This window comes from Undibacterium sp. JH2W (genome assembly GCF_049340425.1).
Lineage (GTDB): Bacteria > Pseudomonadota > Gammaproteobacteria > Burkholderiales > Burkholderiaceae_D > Undibacterium.
The window spans coordinates 316,516-339,579 of sequence record NZ_JBMPOT010000005.1 but is presented as its reverse complement, the minus strand read 5'-3'; the positions used below and the strand labels follow the sequence as shown (position 1 = coordinate 339,579).

Here is a 23,064-nt window from a genome sequence, read left to right as displayed (position 1 = left end):
ACATCTGTTTGATGCCCAGTGTATCCATGGCGGCACTCATTACACACCTCCTTTAGCTGCTGTGGCCGGTTGCAATTGAATGGCATTTTCTTCGTCGCTCAGACCTTCAACGTGGGCATGGTCATGTACCGGTAATTCACCCGTGCGGTAGAAGGTGAGCGCAACCTGGATGAAGCGGAAACACATCAGGTAAGAGCCCATCCAGACGGCGGAATAGACTATCCAGGTTGGCCATTCCAGATCCGGAGTGGTGGGGCCTTCGGTCAACTCGCCAACAGCGAGGCCCAGGGTATGGAAAATCGCGTAGTGCATACCGTTTTCCCAGACAAAGGTCAGGCCCAGGGTGCCTATGATGCCGGTAAAGATCATGCCGCACACCAGGGCGGTGTACACAGTGGCATTGCGCCATTCTTTTGGCAGACGGGTCACCAGAACATCGACACCTACGTGTACACCGGCCCTCACGCCATAAGCTGCACCAAACTTGGCCATCCAGACGAACATGATGATGCACAATTCTTGTGCCCAGCTGAAATGCAGGGAAAGTAACCAGTCCTGTACTACCGGGATGTTGAAGCCTGTCCCATAACGATGGAGCACGGAGACGAAGATGATGAGTGTTGCTCCACCCATGAGGGCAGCAATAATCCACTCCTCAAGATGATCAAGAAATTTCATGACAGGATCCCTTTGGAAAAATAAGGCGATGGTGAAAAAAGCTGCTTGTATGTCACACGGACAAGCAGGTATAGGGCTGGCTATCTGGCAGGATGTTTGCACTCATGTGGTGGTTCGTTTCGCCTGCCTGCTAAAGGCATACCATAGACATGCCATAGCGGTGTCGCAAGCCAGTCGGGCTGGCGGCTTTAGCCAGGCAAACAGAGTTCTTGCTTCATAAGGTCCCCATATTGTAAGAATTTCATTTTTTATTTTCTTCTATTTTCAGTCAGCGGTATAAGCGCGGCAACTGTGGCTTTCCACATTATTTTACGCAGAATGTTACCGCATAGCGTGGCAAAGTTTACATGAGATAGTGATGCTTATGTATAAACATGGTAGTGACGCTGGAATTGAGGGGATGTTTTTTTGAGAGCTGCAGTATGAGTGCCTTTATGCTTGTGGTTTTCCACAGTTGGCAGATAATGCTGGCATTGCAATAATCCGTGCAACAATATATACAATCCATAAAAACGTCTGGAGACAAATATGAAACTGAAGTCAGTGTTGTTTTCTCTGTTGGCAGCTACTCTGGTGAGTGGCGCTGCTTTTGCTCAGGCACCCATCGTCATCAAATTCAGTCATGTAGTTTCCAACGATACGCCTAAGGGCAAAGCTGCCGAGCGTTTCAAGGAGCTGGCTGAAAAAGCCACCAAGGGACGGGTCAAGGTTGAAGTCTATGCCAACAGCACACTGTACAAAGATAAGGAAGAACTGGAAGCCCTGCAATTAGGTGCCGTGCAAATGCTGGCACCGTCACTGGCCAAGTTCGGCCCTCTGGGTGTTAAAGAATTTGAAGTGTTTGATTTGCCGTATATTTTCCCATCCAAGGATGTGCTGTATGCAGTGACCGAGGGGCCAATAGGCAAGGAGCTCATGAAAAAACTGGAACCCAAAGGCATCATAGGTCTGGGTTTCTGGGACAATGGTTTCAAGGTCATGTCCTCCAATAAGCCCATGCATCTGCCCACAGATATGAAGGGGCAAAAACTGCGCATACAATCCTCCAAGGTGCTGGATGCACAAATGCGAGCCCTTGGTGCCAATCCCCAGGTGCTGGCTTTCTCTGAAGTTTATCAAGCCTTGCAGACCGGCGTGGTCGATGGCACGGAAAATCCGCCATCCAATCTGTACACTCAAAAAATGCATGAAGTGCAAAAGCATGTAGCTGTGACTAATCACGGCTACCTTGGCTATGCTGTCATCGTCAATAAAAAATTCTGGGATGGCCTGCCTGCTGATATCCGCGCTCAATTGGATGAGGCCATGAAATCGGCAACCAAGTATGCCAATGCCATTGCCCAGCAAGAGAACGATAGTGCATTGGAAGGCGTCAAGAAATCCGGTAAAACCACGGTGTATGTATTGAGCGATAAAGAAAAAGCAGAATGGCGCAAAGCACTGTTACCTGTGCAAAAAGAGATGGAAGGCCGTATTGGTAAAGACCTTATCGCCAATGTGAATAAAGAAGGGGCCAAGCTGGGCTTCAAGTAATTATCACTGAGCATTCTTTCTTGAATAGCCATCACGGCTTTGCCGTGCTGGCTATTTTTATATAGGTGTCTGCTTACATCACATTATTAAAGGCCCCCAGGAAAACAGGGTGACCAAGCTCAGATATCACCAAAATGGGGATAGTAGAAAGACAGTTCTCTTGCCTTTTTGCTTGAATGCTACTGAAGTGGTTAATTTATCATTGCCTGGTTAAGGGTGGTGTATCAGCACGCATTGCTCAAATTGGATTGTCAAATAAGTTAAACAAAGCAAACTAGCCAAAGTTTACAAGAATTTGCCGTGTTTCTCGCAAGGAAATACGGCAAATTTTATTTTGGCAGAATTAAAATTGGTCTTGCCTAGCACATTTTTTGGGTTTATGATTAATTTTCACATATCTGCAACAGTGCACTATTTTGTCTCATTTTTATTTTGAAAGCCAAAACTTGTCATGCTATATTCACGGCAGTTCAGATTTCTGCAAGACAAAAGCAATAATTAAGAAGCACACGGGTTTATAAGGCGGTAGTGCAAAATAACGGTACCTATACCGTACACACTGAGGAGACGCGCGTTTTTACTACAAGCTGAGTGGCTGTGAAGAATTAAAAAATCGCATACACTAAACAGCCGAAAACGCGAAAGACGTTTTAAAGGCGCATCGGATGATGCGCCTTTTTTCTTTTGTCAAAAAGGAAAATCATGCTGGATAAAGAATCTAAAGAATCAGGCTTCTTCTCTGCCATCGTCGAGGCACCTTTCGGCGCTGTTGGCATACGTTGTGAAGACCAACAGGTCAGTGAGCTGGTGTACTTGCCACCACGCTTCCAGGAGAAGGCACCGGTAGACAAGGTGGCTGAAAAGGCTGCCAGGCAAGTGGCTAGTTATTTGCGCGACCCGGACTTTCAATTCAAGCTGCCATTGAAAGAGGCGGGCACGGCGTTTCAAACCCGGGTCTGGCAAGCAATTGCTTCGATCCCGCGTGGGCAGGTGCTGACGTATGGGCAAATTGCCAAGCATATACGGTCGGCTCCACGTGCCGTTGGCCAGGCTTGCGGTGCCAACTGGTATCCGCTGGTGATTCCCTGTCATAGAGTAACCGCGGCAGGTGGCCTTGGTGGTTTTGCCCACAATGATGATGAAACCGGCTTCCACCTGGGTGTGAAACGCTGGTTGCTGACGCACGAGGGTGCGGCGGGCTATACCCAGGAAGCATTGTGGAAGTAAAGCCTCTGCCAGTCGTGCTGCCAGAAAAGTTGACGGAGCAGATAGACCAGTTTTGCGATGCCTTGTGGCTGGAAGATGGTCTGGCAAAAAATACCATAGAAGCCTATCGCCGCGACATGCGATTGTTTGCTGAATATCTGCACCAAGAGCAGGGCAAGCATTTGTATGAAGTCAGTAACGCTGATATCAATAACTATATTGCGGCAAAACACGAGACTTCCAAGGCCAGCTCAGCCAACCGGCGCATGAGCGTGCTCAAGCGTTTCTACTTATTGGCTTTTCGCCAGAATCTGGTTAGCCAGAATCCCTGCAGCAAATTGCGTTCAGCCAAACAAACGCAGCGTTTGCCCAAGACCCTGAGTGAAGCGCAAGTAGTGGCTTTATTGCAAGCTCCAGACCACAGCAATCCACATGGTTTGCGCGATAAAACCATGCTCGAATTATTGTATGCCTGTGGCTTGCGCGTTAGCGAACTGGTGGGTTTGCGTTCCATAGAAGTCGGGCTCAATGAAGGGGTTTTGCGCATTACCGGCAAGGGCGATAAAACCCGGCTGGTGCCGTTTGGTGAAGTGGCGCGGGTCTGGCTGGAGCGTTACCTGCGGGAAGGCCGTTCGGCTATCCTGCAAGGCCAGATCGATGATGCCTTGTTCGTCACGGCGCGTGGTGCCGCCATGACCAGGCAAATGTTTTGGATACTCATCAAGAAGTACGCAACCCAGGCCAACATCAACACCCATTTGTCACCCCATACCTTGCGCCATGCTTTTGCCACGCACTTGCTTAATCACGGCGCTGATTTGCGCGTGGTGCAGCTATTGCTGGGTCATGCAGACATTTCAACGACACAAATCTATACCCATGTGGCACGTGAGCGCTTGAAGAAGCTGCATGCCATGCATCATCCGCGCGGAGAATAAAAAAAGCGCCCGGAAATTCCGGACGCTTTCAAGGTGGCAGGAATCTGACTACGAATAGCCTGATTCCTTATCCTGCTTTATTTGAACTTATAGTTAGCTGAGAATGTGAAATAACGACCTGTGTTGTTATGCAATTGGTCGTTATAACCATTGGCATAGTTACGTGGATCGTAAGGTGCTTTCGCATCAAATACGTTGGCAACAGTCACACCCAGTGTCAAATTCTTGATACCTGTGTATTTGTAACCAATATCAACTGTAGTCCAGGCTGCAACGCTGCAATCAGCAATGTATTGATTGAACAGCGGCACACCGCCCAGCGAGTAAGCTGTGGATGGTTGGCCTGTACCATACTGGCAATAGGCTACTGGATAAATCGTTTGATTATCTGAACGACGCAACAGGGAAATACCGCTAGTGTAGTTCACTGCACCAAAGACATTGTGCACGTCCTTTGTCCAGTTGGCACCCAAACGTGCTTTTACACGTGGGATATCGCCACCAGAAGTGTTCCAGTCAGACGTACCACCAGCTCCACCTACAACATTGGCTTCATTGTCGCCAATATTTTCTGCCCTGCGATAGGACAGAATGTAAGTACCGCTCAGGCTGGTTTCCAATTTGCCACCAGCCAGCGTAGTACGGAAACGTGCATCAATGTCAATACCGGATGTTTCTGTTGCGCCCTGGTTGATCCAAGGTTCAGCAATAGACAACAAAGGGCCTGTGCCAGGGATAGGGTTGCCCTTGGCATCTTTCAACCAGTTAGCCTGATTTGGATCGCGGGTGATGCCAACAGTAGCTGCAGTTTCATGATCCAGCAAGGTCTGTGCATTTGTCAGGATAACTTCACCTTCTTTACGCACTTTGTACCAGTCCAGAGCCACGTCAAAATTGCGGGTTGGTGACAATACCAGGCCCAGAGTGTATGCCTTGGCAGTTTCTGGTTTCAGGTTAGGATTTGAACCACCTGTACCAGAAGCACTCTTTGCGCAATCGGTAGGATCTGCACCGGCAGCCGGGTTAGTACCATCCGGGCAACGTACACGATCTTGCAAGCTGCTCAGGAAGAACTGCGCACCACCAGGAGTAACCTGGGTCAAAGCTGGGGCGCGGAAGCCTTCAGAATAAGTACCACGGACGGCGACGGTGTCATTTGGTGTCCATTTTGCGCCAGCTTTAGGAGCAAAATTGGATTTCAAGCCATCATATTTATCCAGACGACCGGCAAAATCCATTTCAAAGGTTTTGGCAAATGGAGCGCGTACTTCTACAAAAGCAGAGCCTACTTTGCGCTTACCATCGATAATGGTATTGGCAAAACCAAAAATGTTACCAACGGCTTTATCTGCATCTGGATCAAGTTTGATTTTTTCCTGACGGATTTCAAAACCTGCAGCGACGCCTATCGCACCACCACCCAGGCTACCGAATTCTGTACTGGCCCTGCCATCCCATTGGGCGATTTCAGATGTACCGGTATCAACAGTATTTCTGTTGAGGGTAGGGTCATTTGCGATGGAGGCGATCGAGCGATTGTCTGTAATCAGTTTGCGCAGGGTTGGCAGATACAGAAGGCCGAAATTAGTCGTTTTGACTTTGGACCTGCTCCACAATACGCCAGTTTCCCAATCGATAGTGCCGATAGTGCCTTTTAAACCGCCCAGCAGGCGGGCACTGTCTGCTTGTTCTTCACTGCCACCTTTCAGGTTTTCAAAGCGATAGGCGAGTGCAGTACGGACATTATATGGATTATCAGGATGACCAACCGGCAAGATGGCCTGGAAGGAGTCTGCCAATCCAGTCGCTGTAAAATTGGTGGTCGGCGAACGACCATTCATCGCGCTAGCTGCACCAGTATAGTAATTGGTATTTCTGGTTGCTGCGGCTTCAAAGAACGCACTCAAATTTTCATTGATTTTGAATTCGCCACGGCCCATGAAATTCGCTTCTTCTGAGCGATTCTGTACTTGAGTAACGCCATCTGTGTCGTAGACGCAGAAAGTCTTGCCCAAGAAAGCAGCATTGGCGTGATTTGCAGCTGTACCTGTTACTTTCAAGGAGTCAGCACAATTGGTCTGGAAAGAAGAACTGGCCAGCGGGAAATTTTTGTTGCCAGGAGCAGACTCGCGATAAAGCGTAGGCTGGTTGGAAATGGCAGTATTAGAGAGAGCATTGGCAAGGGCAGAACCATCCCACAGCGTCAGGCGGTTATTCAATACACCGTACAGGTTTTGTTCTATGTCCTTGACGCCATCACGTTTCCAGACTGGGTCACGGCGGCTAAAGTCGCCTGTCACAAAGAAGTTATAGCCATCTTTGTTCAAGTCACCTTGGCCATAGAAGGCATTGACATCTTTTTTGCCAAAACGGTTGTCGTCGTTTGCGCCTATGGTCGCATTGATTTCACCGCCTTGATAATCGTGACGTGTAATGAAGTTGATAACACCGCCGATGGCGTCAGAACCGTAAATCGCGGAAGCGCCATCTTTCAATACTTCAACTTTTTCCAATGCGGAAACTGGAATATTGTTCAGATCGTACAGTGTTGATTTACCATTATTCGGGTTTGCATAAGGCGCTGGTGCCATGCGGCGACCATTCAACAAAATCAGGGTAGAAGTTGCGCCAAGGCTGCGCAAGTCTGCAACTGCGACAGATTTGGAAAAGCCATTTTGATTGGCAGTATTGTTGTAACCACCAGTACCCATACCTGGTACCAATGCCTTCATCAATTCAAGAACGGTGGATGCGCCACTATTCTTGATCTCTTGCGTGCTGATGGTTTGAATTGCTGCAGTACCTTCTTTGTCCGTGCGCTTGATGTTAGAGCCGGTAATTTCAATACGTTGTGGTGCTGCAGATTCTGTTTGAGCGTGGGCAACGCCCGCGATCAACATGGAACCAGCAATTACGCTTAGCGCCAGACGTACTGATTGCACGCCTTTTTTTTCTTTAAATATCATTATTGTTCCCTCTTTGTTGATAGACCAGATGCAACCGGGTGCCGGATCCGTTTTGGCAGTTAGGGTGTAACTTCAAAAATTTTGTAAATTTTTAAACATTCCTGTGCTGCTGTCCGATGAAGTGTCGCCAAATTTTTCCTCTCTATAATTACCCCGGGGAAAATGAAAGGCGATGAATCAAACAGAACTTTATTATGTAAATAAAATACCTTTCGGGAAAGCTTTTGTTACCTTTTTTTGAGTGTCTGTTGTTCGGCGACGACAAGAAATGAAAATTTAATTTCTAAATTTTCATGTAAATGTGATTTTGTGATTTTTTTGGAAATGTATTTAATTTCATATAAATTCAAGTAATAAGCTTATAAATCCTTAAAAAATGAACTATTTGAAAGTAAATACTATCAAAACACACGCATTCTCATTTTCTTTTTGAAATCAAAAAATGCGAAAAAATTTTCAAATTGCAGGATTTCTGTAAAAATCCGAATTGCGAATAAGTTCCTGCTACTTGTAAGAACTTGTAACAAAAAAATGCGTCTACGAACACAGTGCAAATGTCCTGCGACAGTGTTTTGTTGCTATTTAAATTAACCGGGAAAAAATATGAAATTGCCAAAAGAAGTACATTTCAAGAAAAAGAGCCTACTCCTTTTGTTATGCGCTTTGAGTGAAGTCGGGCTTGCCCAGACACCACCTCCTGTCCCTGCACCTGCACCGAATGGCACGACCGCGACAGCTCCTGCTGTACCTGCTGTTGCGGCAGTTGCGCCTGCGGCTGCACCGGCTCCTGCACCTGGTTTGCGTCCATTTAAAGAAATCGTCAAGGATGCCAAAGAGCTTAAAGGCTTTTTTAACCTGTATCAAAAGGACGAGAAGGTCTGGATAGAAATTCGCCCTGAACAATTTGATAAACCTTTTTTGTTTACTTACAATATCCCCAATAGCATAGGTGAGCGTGGCTTGTATGGCAGCCAGATGGGCCAGGGCTACCATGCGGTCTTTAAAAAAGTAGGTAACCAAGTTCAATTGCTGGCCAAGAACACAGAATTTTTTGCCACACCGGGTACGCCCCAGGCGATAGCTGTTTCTCAGGCTTTTTCAGACAGTTTGCTGGCGAGTGCACCAGTGCTGAGTTCTCCGCATGGAGAGTCAAAAGGTATTTTGGTGGATGCCAGTGCCTTGCTGTTCAATGACATACCCTCGTATTCAACACGTCTGGAGTATGCCTACCGCACCATGTATGTGCTGGATAAGGCGAATAGCAGTTTTGGAAAATTGAATACCGACGAGTCCCTGGCCGGTCTTTTCGTCAATGCCCATTTCGCCACTCCACGTATCGCTGCTCTGCCACTGGTGCCACCACCAGTAGCTATTCCTACGCCACCGCAAACCACACCTGATCCACGCAGTTTCTTTGTCGGCTTTTACTTCAATTTTTCTGCCTTGCCTGCGGAAGTCATGCGCCCCCGTCTGGCGGATGACAGGATAGGGCATTTTGTCACCACCAGTTACGACTTCACTGACGATATCAAACCCAAGACCTCACGTCACTTCGTCAATCGCTGGCGCCTGGAAAAGCAGGATCCGACGGCAGCCTTGTCTGAGCCTAAGCAACCTATTGTGTATTGGCTGGACAAGAATGTGCCAGAAAAATACCGTAAATCAATTACCGAAGGCGTGCTGGAATGGAATAAGGCGTTTGAAAAAATAGGTTTCAAAAATGCCGTGGTGGTCAAGCAGCAAGTGGAGAGTGATACCTTTGATACTATGGATGCACGCCATGCCTCGATACGCTGGTTCGTTGGTGCTGACGTAGGTTTTGCTATTGGCCCTTCCCGCGTCGACGAACGTAGTGGTGAAATCCTGGATGCTGATATAGGCATGTCAGATGTCTTTGCCCGCGGTGCGCGTCGCATGATAGGTGAGGATACGCAAAGCCAGGCAATGGCTCAATCAGCCCATAGGGACTGCGATTTTGCCCATGAGGCAACGATGGAAATGGGCTTTGCCCTGGACTTGCTGGATGCCCGTGGTGAAGTGGATATGGACAGCCCCAAGGCAGAAGCACTGGCGCAAGCCTATGTAAAAGACGTCATCATGCATGAGATAGGCCATACCCTGGGTTTGCGCCATAACTTCCGCTCTTCAACCATCTATACCTTGAAGCAATTGCAGGATCCGGCGTTTACCAAGGTCAATGGACTGGCTGGTTCCATCATGGACTATGTACCTTTCAATCTGGCGACCAAGGGTGAGCCTCAGGGCGAATATGTGATGTCTTCCCTTGGCCCTTATGATTACTGGGCGATAGAGTATGCCTATAAACCAATCGAGGCTGACAAGGAAAAAGATGAGCTGGCCCGTATTGCCTCACGTTCTACTGAACCCTTACTGGCCTATGGTACGGATGAAGATGCGATGGGAAGCATGGTGTCAGACCCGGATGTTAACGTCTTCGATCTGGGGTCTGACCCACTTGCTTACATACAAAAACGCCTGGCGATGTCGCGTGAATTGTGGGACAAGCTGCAAACACGTCAATTGAAGACTGGCGACAGCTACGAAACCTTGCGTCGCAGTTTTGAATATGGTTTTGGCCAGTTTGCACGTACAGTGCCGCTGGCAACCAAGTTTGTCGGTGGTACTACTTTCCTCAGGGACCATGCAGGTACTGGTCGTGCTACTTACACACCTATCGCGGCCGAGCGTCAGCGTCAGGCTTTGAAGCTGGTGTCAGACAGCTTGTTTACGGCGAAGAGCTTTGTTTTTTCCCCGGAATTGCTGAGCCGTCTTGGGGTTGATCACTTCCAGCGTGGTAATCGCAATGACATTTCCATTTCCGCCCGTTTGCTGAGTTTGCAGACGGCAGCACTGGATCAATTGATGTCGGATCTGGTGGCACTGCGCATGCTCAATAACGCAGAAAAGCTGCGTGACCAAAAGAAGGTACTGTCTTTGCATGAGTTATATGGCAGCCTGCAAACCAGTATCTGGAGCGAGTTGTCCAGCGGTGCTGACATCATTTCTGCAAGGCGTAATCTGCAGCGCGAACATTTGAAACGTTTGTCCAATGCCTTGCTGAGGCCTTCTGCATCCACTCCTGCAGATGCACGCAGTTTGCAAAGGGAACAGGCCAATCAATTGCTGGTGGCAATTCGCGGTGCAGTAGGCAAGCCTATGAGTGCCGAAGCGCGTGCACATTTGTCTGAGAGCCTGGCAACCTTGAACGAGGTGTTAAAGGCTTCCCTGGTCAGAACAGGCGTTTGATGCAATTCTCATTTGCAGAATAGGTGATGCCAGCCTCAACACACATCATCTGATTGCTCGCAAGACAGAAAACCCCGTGCAAAACACGGGGTTTTTTTATGACTAATGAACTGTAAAAATCCACACTTTTAAATCCAGTTGTTTTGATTTTTCCTGGCAAACGGAGTAAGTATTATTTAAAGCTTGCATAAGCAAAAAATATTATTTTATTTATCATTGATATAGTATTCATGATATTGTTTATGGAATACAATTTGATAACTTGCTTGCCCTTTATTATCGGTTCTCAATTGGATAGTTCTATTGCTGGATAAGTTAAAACCGCTTTTTTACTGAGCGGTTAAAGATGGTCAGCATACGAAGGCAAGGGAAGAGAATTCAGACATGGGATCGACTGCAAGAAAATGTATCGCATCCTATGTCAGGATACTGTTTGCGGCACAAAAAGCCGTGAATGGTGCAAATGCGCATGTCCTGATCGACATGATTTATTTACCTACAATGGAGTAGTGTCAAATGCGTTTGATTTCAAATGAAGAATTGATCTTGGTTGCTGGCGGTGACGGCGAAGGTGAGCCAGTTGATGCCGGCACGGTGGTGATAGTTGGCCATGTACCTTATGAGCCAGGTCTTGGGCCTGAGACTCCAAGTAACCCCAGAAATCCGGTGCCTAGCCCTTATCAGCCGCCTATTACCAAGATAGAGTGAGCGTTAGCTAGAACCTTGAAAAGCGCCAAATTTGTGGCGCTTTTTTATCGTCTTGGAATTTTGGAAATCCATTTTTAAATAATGAAAAAACTATCCCCTGCAATTGCAGGGGATAGTTTAGTCATACGCAATCTGCGTCAATTCTCTTGCTTAAAGGAAGAAGATTATTTCTTCAAACACTGAGCAAAGAATTTTTCGCTACGATTGTATAAGTCAAATACGTTGACGTCTTTATTGAAGCCATGGCCTTCTTCTGGATAAACCTTGTAGTCCAGGGTTTTGCCAGCTTTGAGCAATGCGTCACGCATTTTTTCGCCGTGTATCATAGGCACGCGTTTGTCGTCAGAACCCATGGACAGCATGATAGGGCCTTTGACATTAGCAGCATTGCGGGCTGGTGAACGCAGTTCAAACAGAGCGGCATCGGCTTTGGAGTCGCCTACCCAGAGTTTGAATTCATTGTTCAGGTAGCCGCCGGTTGCAGCGTCCGCATTTTCAGATGTATCTGACCATGAGACGTTTTGCAAAAGGCCAAGATCACTCACCGCCACGACTGAATCGGCACAACGCCACAAATCTGGATCCCTGGTCATACCTTGAAGGGATGCATAGCCGCCATAACTACCACCTAACAGACCCATGCGGTTTTTATCGACTATGCCTTCTTGCACCAGGAACATGGCGCCATCATTGATATCATCCTGCATGGTGCCACCCCATTGTTTCCATGCTTTGACATAATGGTTGCGACCATAACCTTCAGATCCACGCGGTTCCAGTTCCAGAACTGCATAACCGCGTGAGGCAAAGAATTGCGCTTCAGGCCAACGTCCCCAGGAAGAGAAGTGGAAGCCACGTACCATAGGCCCACCGTGAATATTCACGATCAATGGCAGGTTTTTGCTATCCGAATTTTTTGGCAAGGTCAGGTAGCCATAGATAGGCAGTCCATCGCGCGCTTTAAAGCCTATGTATTTGCGCTCCGCCATCAACTCGGGATTTGCCCATTCGCGGTCCTGAACGATGGGTTCCAGGGTTTTCTTTTGTGTGTCAAACAAATAGTAAATGCCAGATTGAATATCTGAAGTGGCGTGTACTAATGCTTTACTTCCATCAGAGGACAGCCTGAACGCATTGTGGGTTGTGGGCAGGGATGCATCTATTTGCTCAGTCAGGGATTTTCTTGCGCTATTACCAAACCAGATGCGTACAGGTTTAGCCGCATCATAAGCCAGACCCACGACCTTGCCTGTCTCATCATCGCCTTCGCGTATCAAGCGTGCACTGGAATTCTGGCCATTGATATCAAATATAGGATCCGCATGCACCAGTTCACCAAATTTCTTGGTGACGGTATCATATTTAAAGACCGCCATTTTATCCAGACCATCTTTGTTGGTGGAGACATACAATGTACGGTCATCGTCGTCAAAGCCCAGTACATCATACATCGTGCCATTGTTGTAGCTCGATTGCTCAAATATCTTTTCCCATTTGTCGTTGTCAATAGGACGGTGATAGTAAGCGGTCATTTGTGGCTGACCTGCGCCAGGACGAATTTCACCTCTTTGTGCAATACGCGGACGCTTGTGAGTATCGAGTTCCCAGCCTTCAGTGCGGCCTGGTGATTCAAAGGTCAATAATTGTGAGCGCCTGGTTTTGAAATTGAACTTATAAACATCAGCATACTCCTTGCTTCTACCTTTCATAGAAACATAGGCTTCAGGCGAATCTTTGCCTTCGGTCATAATAATGTCGTCAATATGAATGTCGCCTTTTTTGCGTTCATTCGTATTTTCCAGTTCCCAGCTTTTATCGCTGTCTATATCGTAATAGTAAGAACCCTTGTAGACAAAGCGGCCCCGTGCTTCCCGGCCGTCAGCTGTGCGATAGAATAAGTACTTATTGCCTACCCAGCGGCTTTCTGCAATGTCGAAGCGGGACGAGGATGTAATGACTTTTGCCTTGCGTGTGGCAGTGTCTATCAGCACCAGGTTGCCGCGGCCATTCAGAGGCACAATAGCGGCGATGGTCTTACCGTCTGGTGACATCGACAAGTCACGGTAATCAGCCAGTTTAAAGAAGACTTCTACCGGTATTTCAGCGGCACTTTTATAAGTGACGGCAGCTGTTTCTGCCATGACGTCAGTATGCACTGCATACATAGGTAATGCGGCAAAAGTGGCAACGATCAGTTGTTGCAACGTTGAGCGAAATTTCATGTTTACTCCTGAAAATGGGGGCGCTAGGCCCCCAAAGATTTGATCCTATATTTGCTATAAGGATGCAATATTGCTTGTTTTTTCAATAATCTTGACGATTATTTGAATGCGTATTTAACAGAGAATTGGAAGCGACGACCAAATGGACTGTTATAGCTAGCGTTGTATGGGAATGAACCATTATTCAGCGCGCTACGTGCATCAAATGGTGGTTTTGTATCGAACAGATTGGAGATGTTCAATGCCAGTTCCACGTTTTTGAAGCCTTTGTAGCCTGTGAACCAACCCCAGGTAGTTGTTGCAGCTACGCGGCAGTAGGAAGCAGGAGCGCCATAAATGATGTCGATCTTGCAGCTATCTGCTGGTGTACCTACGTAATCATAGCCAGAGATATAGTTACCTGATATTTCGTGTGACCATGGGCCTTTTTCCCAGCCTACTGCCAGGGATCCACGGAATTCAGGCTGGCTATAGGTCTTGTTGTAATCTACAGTCGGGCTATCTGGGAATGGTGTTGTCAGATATTCTCTGGTCAGTGACATTTTTGAACGGAAGTTCAATTTGCCGTTTTCGCCCAGATTTTGTTTACCCTTGAAATCCAGATCAAAACCGCTGACTTGCGTTTTACCGATATTGATGTATGGCAGACTTACTTCAGTGATATGACCACCTTTATCACGGGTGATGAATTTCGCGAAGTTAGGGTCTTTTTGATTTGACAGCAGATAAGTGATGTCCAAAGAGTTGATTTCATCACGGCGTTCTATTTTGTAATAGTCCAGAGTGACGCTATAGTCTTTGACCGGTTCCCAGACGATGCCGACGGTGTTGCTGGTAGATTTTTCTGCCTTCAGTGCAGTATTACCAGAAATATTGGCTTTCAGAGAGATATTGCAATCTGGCTCATTGCCAGTTTGGCACAATACCGGATCTTGCTGACCATTGTAGAAACCAACGGAGACAGATGGCGAAATTTCACGGAAGTTTGGTGCGCGGAAGCCTTTGGCAATCGTGCCACGCAAAACCACGGTAGGGAGCACGCTCCATTTTGCGCCAAATTTTGGTGTCAATGAATTACCGCCTACGCTGTAATTATCTGCACGCAGGGCGGTAGACAATTCCAGTGATTTTAAGACTGGCAGATTCAATTCACCATAAGCAGAAGCAACATTGCGGCTGGAGAATGGTAATTTTGGCAAGCCGCCGATGGAGTAGACACGTTGATCCAGCAGGTATTGGTCATCTACGTCGCTGGTGGATTCGCGGCGATATTCAATACCTGCTGCAGTACCGGCATAACCACCTGGCAATTCAAATAATTCTGAGTTGCTGACTTTCAGGTCTGCAAACAAAGTTTTGTTTTCGCCACTACGGGTTAAGGTAGGAGAGATTTTTGCACGCACTGCAGCGGAGTTGTTGGCAGCACCAGGCACGTAGGTACCATTTGCCAGTGCAGCTTCCATTTGATCAGTGATGATGAATCCACGTTGATCCACATTCACTTTACTTAGCAAGTAGCCTGCAGCTGTGTCGTACTCCCAGCTGCCTACAGTACCTTTGAAGCCACCAATGATGCGAGTTTCTGTGTCTTTGACATCTACCGCGCGGCCACCCAGGTCACCGGTACGCAGCAGGTAGTTTTTACCGCCAGCTACAGTGAAAGTGCCTGCGTCATCATTAGCGTAAAACTGTGGATCGAAACGCAAATTGGTTTTGATTTGTGTGACGCCAGCTTCAAGGAAGAAGCTATGATTGGCGCTGAACTGGTATTCGCCGCGCACGAAAATGGAATCATTGGCACGCTTTGGAACTGCGTCTGTCCAGTCAAAACGGTCCAGAAGGCAGCGACCATTCGGTGCCAGGTTGGCAGGATCACAACCTGGTAAAGCAGTAATCACGTTACCGACCAGGACATTGCCAGGTACGGAATAGGGAGTGCGGCGGTCGCCTTTGGTAATGCCAAAGCCACGATAGTCCTGGCTATTGTAGGCATTGATGTCACGCATGGACAAGGCATCAGAGTCATGATGTTCGAAAAAGCCCATCACATTGAATTTGTCAGCAGCGATATCGCCCATACCGTAGGAGATATTGAAGTCTTTGGATTGTGCTTTGCTCTTGGAGGTAGTGCCACCGCTGACTTTGACTTCACCAGAAGTGTAATCTTTCCTGAGCCAGATATTGATCACGCCAGCGATCGCTTCTGAGCCGTATATTGCGGAGGCACCATCCAGCAAAATATCGATATGGTCGACTGCACCAACAGGTATCGCATCCAGATTGGCAAATTGAGACTGGAAGCCAGTGATACCGTATTGTGCAACACGGCGGCCATTGACCAATACCAGGGTAGCACCGCTACCCAGACCGCGCAAAGACGCTGTCGTTGCACCTGGGGAGAAGCCGTTGTACTCGACGCCTGTCAAGGCACCGACATTGTTTGATGAGAGATTTTGTATGACAGAAGACAGGCTGGTAGCACCGGTTTTTTCCAATTCAGCTCTGGTAATGATCTGGACTGGGGAGGCACCTTCAGCTTGAACACGTTTGATATTCGAACCTGTAATTTCAATCTTTTGCAGTTTTGCTGGTTCTTCCGAAACGGTTTGCGCATAACCGTTCATTGTGAGCATGGAGCCTGCCATTATGCACAGAGCCGTACGCACCAATTGAGAAGCTTTCTTTTCTTTCAGGTACATATATTTTCACTTCCACCTTAAGTTGTTATTAATTTTATCGGTGTCAAATCAGCCCGTTATGCTTTTATGTCGTCGAGCTGACCTTCCCTCGATAGAGCTAACTGAATGGTCCTATAGATTTTGTGTAAACCATTCAGGCAAAACCAGAGAGACCGCCAGAGAGACCGTCTGGTTTGCGCGGTATTATGTAATGAAATGTAACTCGAATGTTAAAGATTGTTGCTGGCTTGCGACGAAATAAAATATTGGGTATTTAATAAATATTTAATTTTGTAAATGATTATTTGAGGCTTGAGAATTCGAAATTTTTGCTATTTACCTCACATTGTTTTGTGTGTTTTTAATTTTCAATCTTGTATCTTGAAGAAATTGGATTTATGTTGTTCAATTTGGTTATATATTGGCAATATAATAACTTACTGCGTGAATGCATGAGTAGACAGTAATGGATGTGCCACAATCTCTTGGGGAAAGAGTCATGTTGCGCAAACTCAGAAGTTCTCGCCAAGTGAATTTACAGCTGTAGTGCCCCTTCAATGAAAAATACAGCATTAAAGTACTGTCAGTATCAAGATGGGTGATAAGACGGTTGCTTATCTTTAATTCGATTCTGTCTGTAAAAAGAAAAATCATACTTAGCTTGGATTTGCATGACAGCCTGGCATGTTCAGAAGATATAAGAAGATATAATTCGTACTTAATTTGAAGAACATCCTGTTTTTGAGAGCGTAACTTGGCAAAGAAAGAACATGTATCGGTAACCCAGGCAACACAATTTCTGCGCAAGCACAAAGCAGAATTTACAGAGCACCCCTATGCATATGAAGAGCATGGAGGAACCGCGGTGTCGGCGCGGGAATTGGGTGTAGATGAACATAGCGTGGTCAAAACCCTGGTAATGCAAGATGAAGCTGCCAAACCTCTTATCGTGCTCATGCATGGTGACAAAAAAGTGTCGACCAAAAACCTGGCGAGACAAATTGGCTGTAAATCGGTAGAGCCCTGTAAACCAGAAAATGCGCAAAAGCATTCAGGTTATCTGGTCGGGGGGACCTCCCCTTTTGGGACTAAGAAGGCGATGCCCATTTATGTGGAGCGCACTATTCTGGCGCTGTCGAAAATCTATATCAATGGCGGTCAACGCGGTTACCTGATCGGCATTGCACCAGATTTGCTGCCCAGCCTGTTGCAGGCACGCCCCGTGGATTGCGCCCTGGATGAATAGTCCCAGGATTTGAAATCCCTGAATACTTGCTTTGCTATTTGCCTGGCTTATACTTGCCAGGCATTTCCCCATGAATACTAAGGAACAAGATGAATACAATTTTGGCTGCAGTGGCAGCTTATCTGCTGGGCTCACTGTCTTTCGCCGTCGTGGTCAGTAAATTATTTGGATTGGCGGATCCACGCACCTATGGCTCAAAAAATCCTGGTGCCACCAATGTTTTGCGGAGTGGGAATAAAGCTGCGGCAGTGTTGACTTTATTGGGAGACGCGTTCAAAGGCTGGTTGGCGGTGTGGCTGGCGATGCGGTTTCAAAATCAATTTCAATTCGATGATAGCAGTATTGCCATCGTGGCTCTGGCTGTGTTCATAGGCCATCTGTGGCCAGTGTTTTTCAAGTTTGTCGGTGGCAAGGGCGTGGCCACAGCTGCGGGTGTTCTGATAGGCATAGATATCTGGCTGGGGGTGGCCACATTGGTGAGCTGGATGATGGTGGCATTTGCGTTTCGCTATTCTTCCCTGGCGGCCCTGGTCGCGGCGATTTTCGCGCCTTTCTATTATGGTTTGCTATTCGGTCCAGATGTCAAAATGCTGGCTGTCTCCATCATGAGTGCCTTGCTGGTGTATCGTCATAGCCAGAATATTGCGAATCTGATCGCAGGTAAAGAAAGCCGCCTGGGAAGCAAAAAGGATGCGACAAAAGCTGAAAAGAAAATTAAATCTTAAATATTGCAAATAAATCTAGAATAATCTCTACCCCTCATTTATGCTTGAAAAAGAAACATGCTTTTTTAATCATGATGAGGGGTTTGCTTATGCTGACGCGATTCCAAAAACTATGGTTGGCAAGTTTTCTCGCGTTAGGTTTTTTGAGCATGCCAGCCTCGGCTGCAGAGTATGGTAGTGCCAATGAAGCCAAGGCCATGGTGCAAAAAGCCGTCGACGCAATGAAAAAGCATGGTGTTGATGCGACCGTAGCTGACATCAATAAACGGGATGGACAGTATCAGGACCGTGACTTGTATGTGGTTGTGTACGATATGAATGGCAAAAATCTCGCCCACCTCAATCCCAAGATGGTAGGCAAGGAGATGCTGGACCTGACCGATGTCGATGGTAAATTTTTTATACGTGAGCGTATAGAATTAGTCAAAGCTAAGGGCCGTGCCTGGCAGGACTATAAATTCGTTAATCCTACTACCAAGCAGATAGAGCCCAAGTCCATGTATGTGGAAAAATTTGAGAATGTCATTGTTGGTTGCGGTATCTATCAATAGACACGCAGCCTGAATCCTGATCAGGCGGCAACCAACTCTTGGAGGGGCCAGCGCGGCCTGACATTGAAGCCATAATCCCTGGTCGCCAGGCTGGGATTGTTTTTCAGGCGCATGGCACCGGCAAAAGCAATCATCGCGCCATTATCGGTACAGAATTCCAACTCTGGGTAATATACCTGAAAACGCTTCTTTGCTGCCGCTGCATTTAAGGAGGCGCGCAATTGCAGGTTGGCACCGACACCACCGGCAATCACCAGACGTTTCAGTCCACTTTCCTTCATTGCTGTGATGCACTTGGCCGTCAGCACGGCGACGATGGCATCGACAAAGCCACGGGCAATATTGGCTTTATCCTGTTCGCAGATATTTGCAGGGTGGTTTTTGACCACCGTCAGTACCGCTGTCTTCAAGCCCGAGAAGCTGAAGTTCAAGTCCTTGGAATGCAGCATGGGGCGCGGGAACTGGTAAGCAGCCGGGTCACCAAATTCTGCCATGCGCGAAATCGCAGGGCCACCTGGATAAGACAGGCCCAGCAATTTGGCGGACTTGTCAAAAGCCTCACCCGCAGCATCGTCCAGGGTTTCACCCAGTAGCTGGTAACGACCGACGCCATCCACCCGCATTAACTGGGTATGGCCGCCAGAGACCAGCAGGGCGATGAAGGGGAATTCAGGTGGCTGGCTGGCCAGCAAGGGTGATAGCAAATGGCCTTCCAGATGATGGACACCCAATACAGGCTTATCCAGTGCCATACCCAGGCCACAGGCAACCGAGGCACCCACCAGCAAGGCACCGGCCAAGCCTGGTCCCTGGGTATAGGCAATTGCATCTATGGCTTGTTTGTCCAGATTGGACTTGCTCAATACTTCGGTCAGCAGGGGCAGGGCGCGGCGTATATGGTCGCGTGAAGCCAGTTCGGGCACGACACCGCCATATTCCTGGTGCATGGTGATTTGCGAATGCAGGGCATGAGCAAGCAGGCCGCGCTCTGTGTCATACAGGGCAAGACCGGTTTCGTCACAAGAGGATTCAACGCCGAGAACTATCATATCTGTTTCTAAATAAGGGAAAGGCCAGCCGATTACATACGCATGGCAAGAATGCAAGCTACTGGTGGCTTGCAGCCCAGGCCGGGAATTGGTGTGATTCTTGCTATGACTGGTAAACATAATTATATCTGGCATGGGCCATCAATGCGCGACAAAGCAAATACTGACGAAGCGACAACACCAGTGTCCCCCAGTCTGCGGATAGTGGTGGTGAACACGGTCATCCAGCGCGAAGATGAGTTGCAGGAGCACGCCCAGGCGCAACTGGCCCGCTCACGCGCCTTGCGTATAGGCTTGCTGCAAGCGGGTTATAACATCATCGCTGTTATTCCTGGCGATATCTATATGAGCGAGCGCATCGCCCAACTGCAGCCTGACATGATCATTATTGATGCTGAATCTGACTCGCGTGATGTATTAGAACATATGGTCATGCTGACCCGTGATGCGCCACGCCCCATCGTCTTGTTCACGGAAGATGGCAACCAGTCGAATATGGCAGTGGCCATGGAAGCCGGTGTCTCGGCCTACGTGGTTGCCGGCTTGCAGTCTGAGCGCATCAAGCCTGTGCTCGACGTTGCCATGGCGCGCTTCAATGCCGATCAAAAGCTGCGTAGTGAATTATCTGATACCAAGGCCAAGCTGCAAGAGCGAAAAACCATAGAACGTGCCAAGGGTTTGCTGATGGAGCGTCATCATTTTTCAGAAAACGAGGCGTATCAAAAAATGCGCAAGCAAGCCATGGAAAAGAACCTGAAGCTGGTGGATCTGGCGCAGCGCATGTTGGATGTGGCGGATTTGCTCGGTGGCTGAACCTGCTTTGCGCATGGAAATGGTGCGTTGCGTCATTTAAGTGCGCGTCAGTTGGTGTTTTTCAGGGATTTTTATTTCACCATGCTGGCCTGAGGGTAAGAGTCCTTTAATTTGAGCTGGCACGACAATTGCTGAAGCTAAAGAAAGTGCCAACGCTGGTGCTTAAGAAAAAATGTGAGTCTGACTAACGGCGGTCACCTCACCAGACAAAGGTGTCTTTCCATCCGGTTTATCCGTGGTGGGACGACACCTTTTTTCATTATAGAAATCAATTTAGCTGGAGTGCGGACATGTCGAATCAGGAAATTTCTAATAATCTCATCAAGACGCGGGAAGAAAATGAACCTAATTTCAAACGTCGCAGTTTCTTGCAAACTGCTGCACTGGCAAGCGGGGCAGGCATCATGGGCTTGAGTACTGGTGGGGTGTGGGCAGCGGGATCAGACAAACCAGAAAAAGAAGAAGTGCACATAGGTTTTATTCCCCTGACTGATTGTGCTTCTGTGATTATGGCATCGGTGCTTGGCTTTGATAAAAAATACGGCATCAAGATTATCCCGAGCAAAGAATCTTCCTGGGCCAGCGTGCGCGACAAACTGGTCAATGGCGAGCTGGATGCTGCGCATGTGCTGTATGGCCTGATCTATGGTGTGCAACTGGGTGTAGGCGGTAATAAAAAAGACATGGCCGTGCTGATGACGCTGAATAATAACGGCCAGGCTATTACCTTGTCGAAGAAGCTGGCAGAGAAGGGCGCAGTAGATGGTGCCGGTCTGGCCAAGCTCATGCAAAGCGATAAGCGCGAATATACTTTTGCCCAGACTTTCCCTACCGGCACCCATGCGATGTGGTTGTATTACTGGCTGGCTGCACATGGCATCAACCCCATGAAAGATGCCAAGGTCATTACCGTGCCACCACCACAAATGGTGGCGAATATGCGGGTCGGTAATATGGATGGTTATTGCGTAGGCGAGCCCTGGAACCACAGGGCAATTGCAGACGGCATAGGTATTACGGCAGCAACGACACAGGACATCTGGAAAGATCATCCGGAAAAAGTTTTGGGTACGACTTCTGAATTCGTACAGAAATATCCAAACACCGCACGCGCAGTTGTGGCCGCTATCCTCGATGCCAGCCGCTGGATAGATGCATCGCTGTCCAACAAGACCAGGATGGCAGAAACCATAGCCGATAAATCCTATGTAAACACCTCGGTCGATGTCATCAATCAGCGCATTCTGGGACGTTATCAAAATGGTCTGGGCAAAACCTGGGACGACCCTAACTGCATGAAATTCTTTAATGATGGCGCGGTGAATTTCCCTTATCTCTCGGATGGCATGTGGTTCCTGACCCAGCACAAACGCTGGGGTTTGCTGAAAGCCGATCCTGATTATCTGGCAGTGGCAAAAGCGGTTAACCGCATTGACATCTACAAGGACGCTGCGACCATGGTCAAGGTATCTGTACCAAAAGACCCCATGCGTAGCAGCAAGTTCATGGACGGCACGGTCTGGGATGGCAAGAACCCAGTTGCCTACGCAGCTTCTTTCAAAATCAAGGCCTAAGGAGTTGTGATGAATACCCTGGTACATGGTGTAATGCCCGCAACAGACGATACCGCCGGCGCTGCGACGACAACGAAGGAAGTAAACGTGGTTAAGCAAATCAAACCCAAAAAAGAAAAAAAACTACGTTCGTTCCGGCCTTTTTTCCTGAGTGTGTTGCCGCCTTTGTTTGGTGTTGGCATGCTGATACTGATATGGGAAATCATCGCAATCAAGAACACGACTTTTCCTTCACCCTGGCTGACTTTGCAGGAAGCCATCAAAGTATTCTCTGATCCCTTTTATCAAAAAGGGCCAAATGACCAGGGCATCGGCTGGAATATTTATGCGTCCCTGAAACGTGTGGCAGTCGGTTTTGGTCTGGCTGCAGCAGTGGGTATACCGTTGGGGTTTTTGATAGGTCGCTTCAAATTTTTATCTGGTATGTTTAACCCCATTATCAGTCTGTTGAAGCCTGTCTCGCCACTGGCCTGGCTGCCTATAGGTTTGCTGGTGTTCAAGTCTGCCCATCCGGCGGCGATCTGGTCTATCTTTATCTGCTCTATCTGGCCCATGATTATCAATACCGCGATAGGCGTGCAGCGCGTTCCGCAAGATTATATGAATGTCGCCCGCGTGCTCAATTTGTCTGAATGGAAAATCATTACCCGTATTCTCCTGCCCTCGGTTCTGCCCTATATGCTGACGGGCGTCAGGCTGGCGATAGGCACGGCCTGGCTGGTCATCGTTGCGGCAGAAATGATGACCGGTGGCGTAGGCATAGGCTTCTGGGTGTGGGACGAATGGAATAACCTGAACGTACCACACATCATCATTGCCATCGTCGTCATCGGCATGGTGGGGTTGATACTTGAGCAAATCCTGGTGGCGATAGCACGCGCCTTTACTTATGAAGATGTGGGGACATGAT

The 23,064-nt window shown here is 47.9% G+C and carries 16 protein-coding genes; 11 read left to right on the top strand and 5 right to left on the bottom strand.

Features of this window, described 5'->3' with window-relative positions; translation table 11 throughout:
- Positions 1–39: 39 nt before the first annotated feature.
- A complete protein-coding gene (locus ACO0LC_RS09450) occupies positions 40–678 on the bottom strand; it encodes a TRAP transporter small permease (RefSeq protein ID WP_423002405.1) in 639 nt (212 codons plus the stop codon).
- 528 nt (positions 679–1,206) lie between these two features.
- Between ACO0LC_RS09450 and ACO0LC_RS09445 the strand changes: the two genes are divergently transcribed.
- The 3 genes from ACO0LC_RS09445 to xerD all read left to right on the top strand — a co-directional run bounded on the left by ACO0LC_RS09445 (position 1,207) and on the right by xerD (position 4,355).
- Entirely contained in the window at positions 1,207–2,211 is a 1,005-nt protein-coding gene (locus tag ACO0LC_RS09445; RefSeq protein ID WP_423002404.1) for a TRAP transporter substrate-binding protein, read from the top strand.
- A gap of 702 nt (positions 2,212–2,913) precedes the next feature.
- A complete protein-coding gene (locus tag ACO0LC_RS09440) occupies positions 2,914–3,438 on the top strand; it encodes a methylated-DNA--[protein]-cysteine S-methyltransferase (protein WP_423002403.1) in 525 nt (174 codons plus the stop codon).
- Positions 3,429–4,355: a site-specific tyrosine recombinase XerD gene (gene xerD / locus ACO0LC_RS09435; protein ID WP_423002402.1), complete on the top strand. Its 927-nt coding sequence runs from the start codon at positions 3,429–3,431 to the stop codon at positions 4,353–4,355. The genes ACO0LC_RS09440 and xerD overlap by 10 nt, the downstream gene beginning before the upstream one ends.
- Before the next feature lie 77 nt (positions 4,356–4,432).
- Here xerD and ACO0LC_RS09430 read toward each other — a convergent pair whose 3' ends face one another.
- Positions 4,433–7,321 (bottom strand): TonB-dependent receptor domain-containing protein, encoded by a 2,889-nt coding sequence (locus ACO0LC_RS09430; protein ID WP_423002401.1) that lies wholly within the window; start codon positions 7,319–7,321, stop codon positions 4,433–4,435.
- A gap of 603 nt (positions 7,322–7,924) precedes the next feature.
- On the opposite strand from ACO0LC_RS09430, the gene ACO0LC_RS09425 reads away from it, so the two are divergent.
- Both ACO0LC_RS09425 and ACO0LC_RS09420 read left to right on the top strand, forming a co-directional pair.
- Entirely contained in the window at positions 7,925–10,588 is a 2,664-nt protein-coding gene (locus ACO0LC_RS09425; RefSeq protein ID WP_423002400.1) for a zinc-dependent metalloprotease, read from the top strand.
- Positions 10,589–11,104: 516 nt separating this feature from the next.
- Positions 11,105–11,296 carry a hypothetical protein gene (locus ACO0LC_RS09420; protein WP_423002399.1) on the top strand — a complete coding sequence of 64 codons (192 nt, stop codon included), beginning with the start codon at positions 11,105–11,107 and terminating at the stop codon, positions 11,294–11,296.
- Between the two features lie 164 nt (positions 11,297–11,460).
- Here the strand turns inward: ACO0LC_RS09420 and ACO0LC_RS09415 are convergent, their stop codons facing one another.
- A complete protein-coding gene (locus tag ACO0LC_RS09415; RefSeq protein ID WP_423002398.1) occupies positions 11,461–13,518 on the bottom strand; it encodes a prolyl oligopeptidase family serine peptidase in 2,058 nt (685 codons plus the stop codon).
- A 98-nt stretch (positions 13,519–13,616) separates the two neighbouring features.
- Entirely contained in the window at positions 13,617–16,151 is a 2,535-nt protein-coding gene (locus tag ACO0LC_RS09410; protein ID WP_423002397.1) for a TonB-dependent receptor plug domain-containing protein, read from the bottom strand.
- A 799-nt stretch (positions 16,152–16,950) separates the two neighbouring features.
- Between ACO0LC_RS09410 and ybaK the strand changes: the two genes are divergently transcribed.
- The 3 genes from ybaK (at position 16,951) to ACO0LC_RS09395 (ending at position 18,718) form a co-directional block, all read left to right on the top strand.
- Positions 16,951–17,442, top strand: a complete 492-nt coding sequence (ybaK, locus tag ACO0LC_RS09405) for a Cys-tRNA(Pro) deacylase (RefSeq protein WP_423002396.1) — start codon at positions 16,951–16,953, stop codon at positions 17,440–17,442.
- 89 nt (positions 17,443–17,531) lie between these two features.
- The gene (gene plsY / locus ACO0LC_RS09400) at positions 17,532–18,167 is read left to right on the top strand and encodes a glycerol-3-phosphate 1-O-acyltransferase PlsY (RefSeq protein ID WP_423002395.1); all 636 of its coding nucleotides are present in this window, start codon (positions 17,532–17,534) and stop codon (positions 18,165–18,167) included.
- Between the two features lie 89 nt (positions 18,168–18,256).
- A complete protein-coding gene (locus ACO0LC_RS09395) occupies positions 18,257–18,718 on the top strand; it encodes a cache domain-containing protein (RefSeq protein ID WP_423002394.1) in 462 nt (153 codons plus the stop codon).
- Positions 18,719–18,738: 20 nt separating this feature from the next.
- On the opposite strand, the gene tsaD is transcribed toward ACO0LC_RS09395, so the two are convergent.
- Complete coding sequence (gene tsaD / locus ACO0LC_RS09390; RefSeq protein ID WP_423002393.1) at positions 18,739–19,767, bottom strand: tRNA (adenosine(37)-N6)-threonylcarbamoyltransferase complex transferase subunit TsaD; 1,029 nt, start codon at positions 19,765–19,767, stop codon at positions 18,739–18,741.
- Between the two features lie 144 nt (positions 19,768–19,911).
- Here tsaD and ACO0LC_RS09385 point away from each other — a divergent pair, with 144 nt between their 5' ends.
- The 3 genes from ACO0LC_RS09385 to ntrB all read left to right on the top strand — a co-directional run bounded on the left by ACO0LC_RS09385 (position 19,912) and on the right by ntrB (position 23,063).
- Positions 19,912–20,580 carry an ANTAR domain-containing response regulator gene (locus ACO0LC_RS09385; protein ID WP_423002392.1) on the top strand — a complete coding sequence of 223 codons (669 nt, stop codon included), beginning with the start codon at positions 19,912–19,914 and terminating at the stop codon, positions 20,578–20,580.
- A gap of 404 nt (positions 20,581–20,984) precedes the next feature.
- A complete protein-coding gene (locus ACO0LC_RS09380) occupies positions 20,985–22,154 on the top strand; it encodes a CmpA/NrtA family ABC transporter substrate-binding protein (RefSeq protein ID WP_423002447.1) in 1,170 nt (389 codons plus the stop codon).
- Between the two features lie 9 nt (positions 22,155–22,163).
- Entirely contained in the window at positions 22,164–23,063 is a 900-nt protein-coding gene (gene ntrB, locus ACO0LC_RS09375; protein ID WP_423002391.1) for a nitrate ABC transporter permease, read from the top strand.
- Position 23,064: the final 1 nt, after the last annotated feature.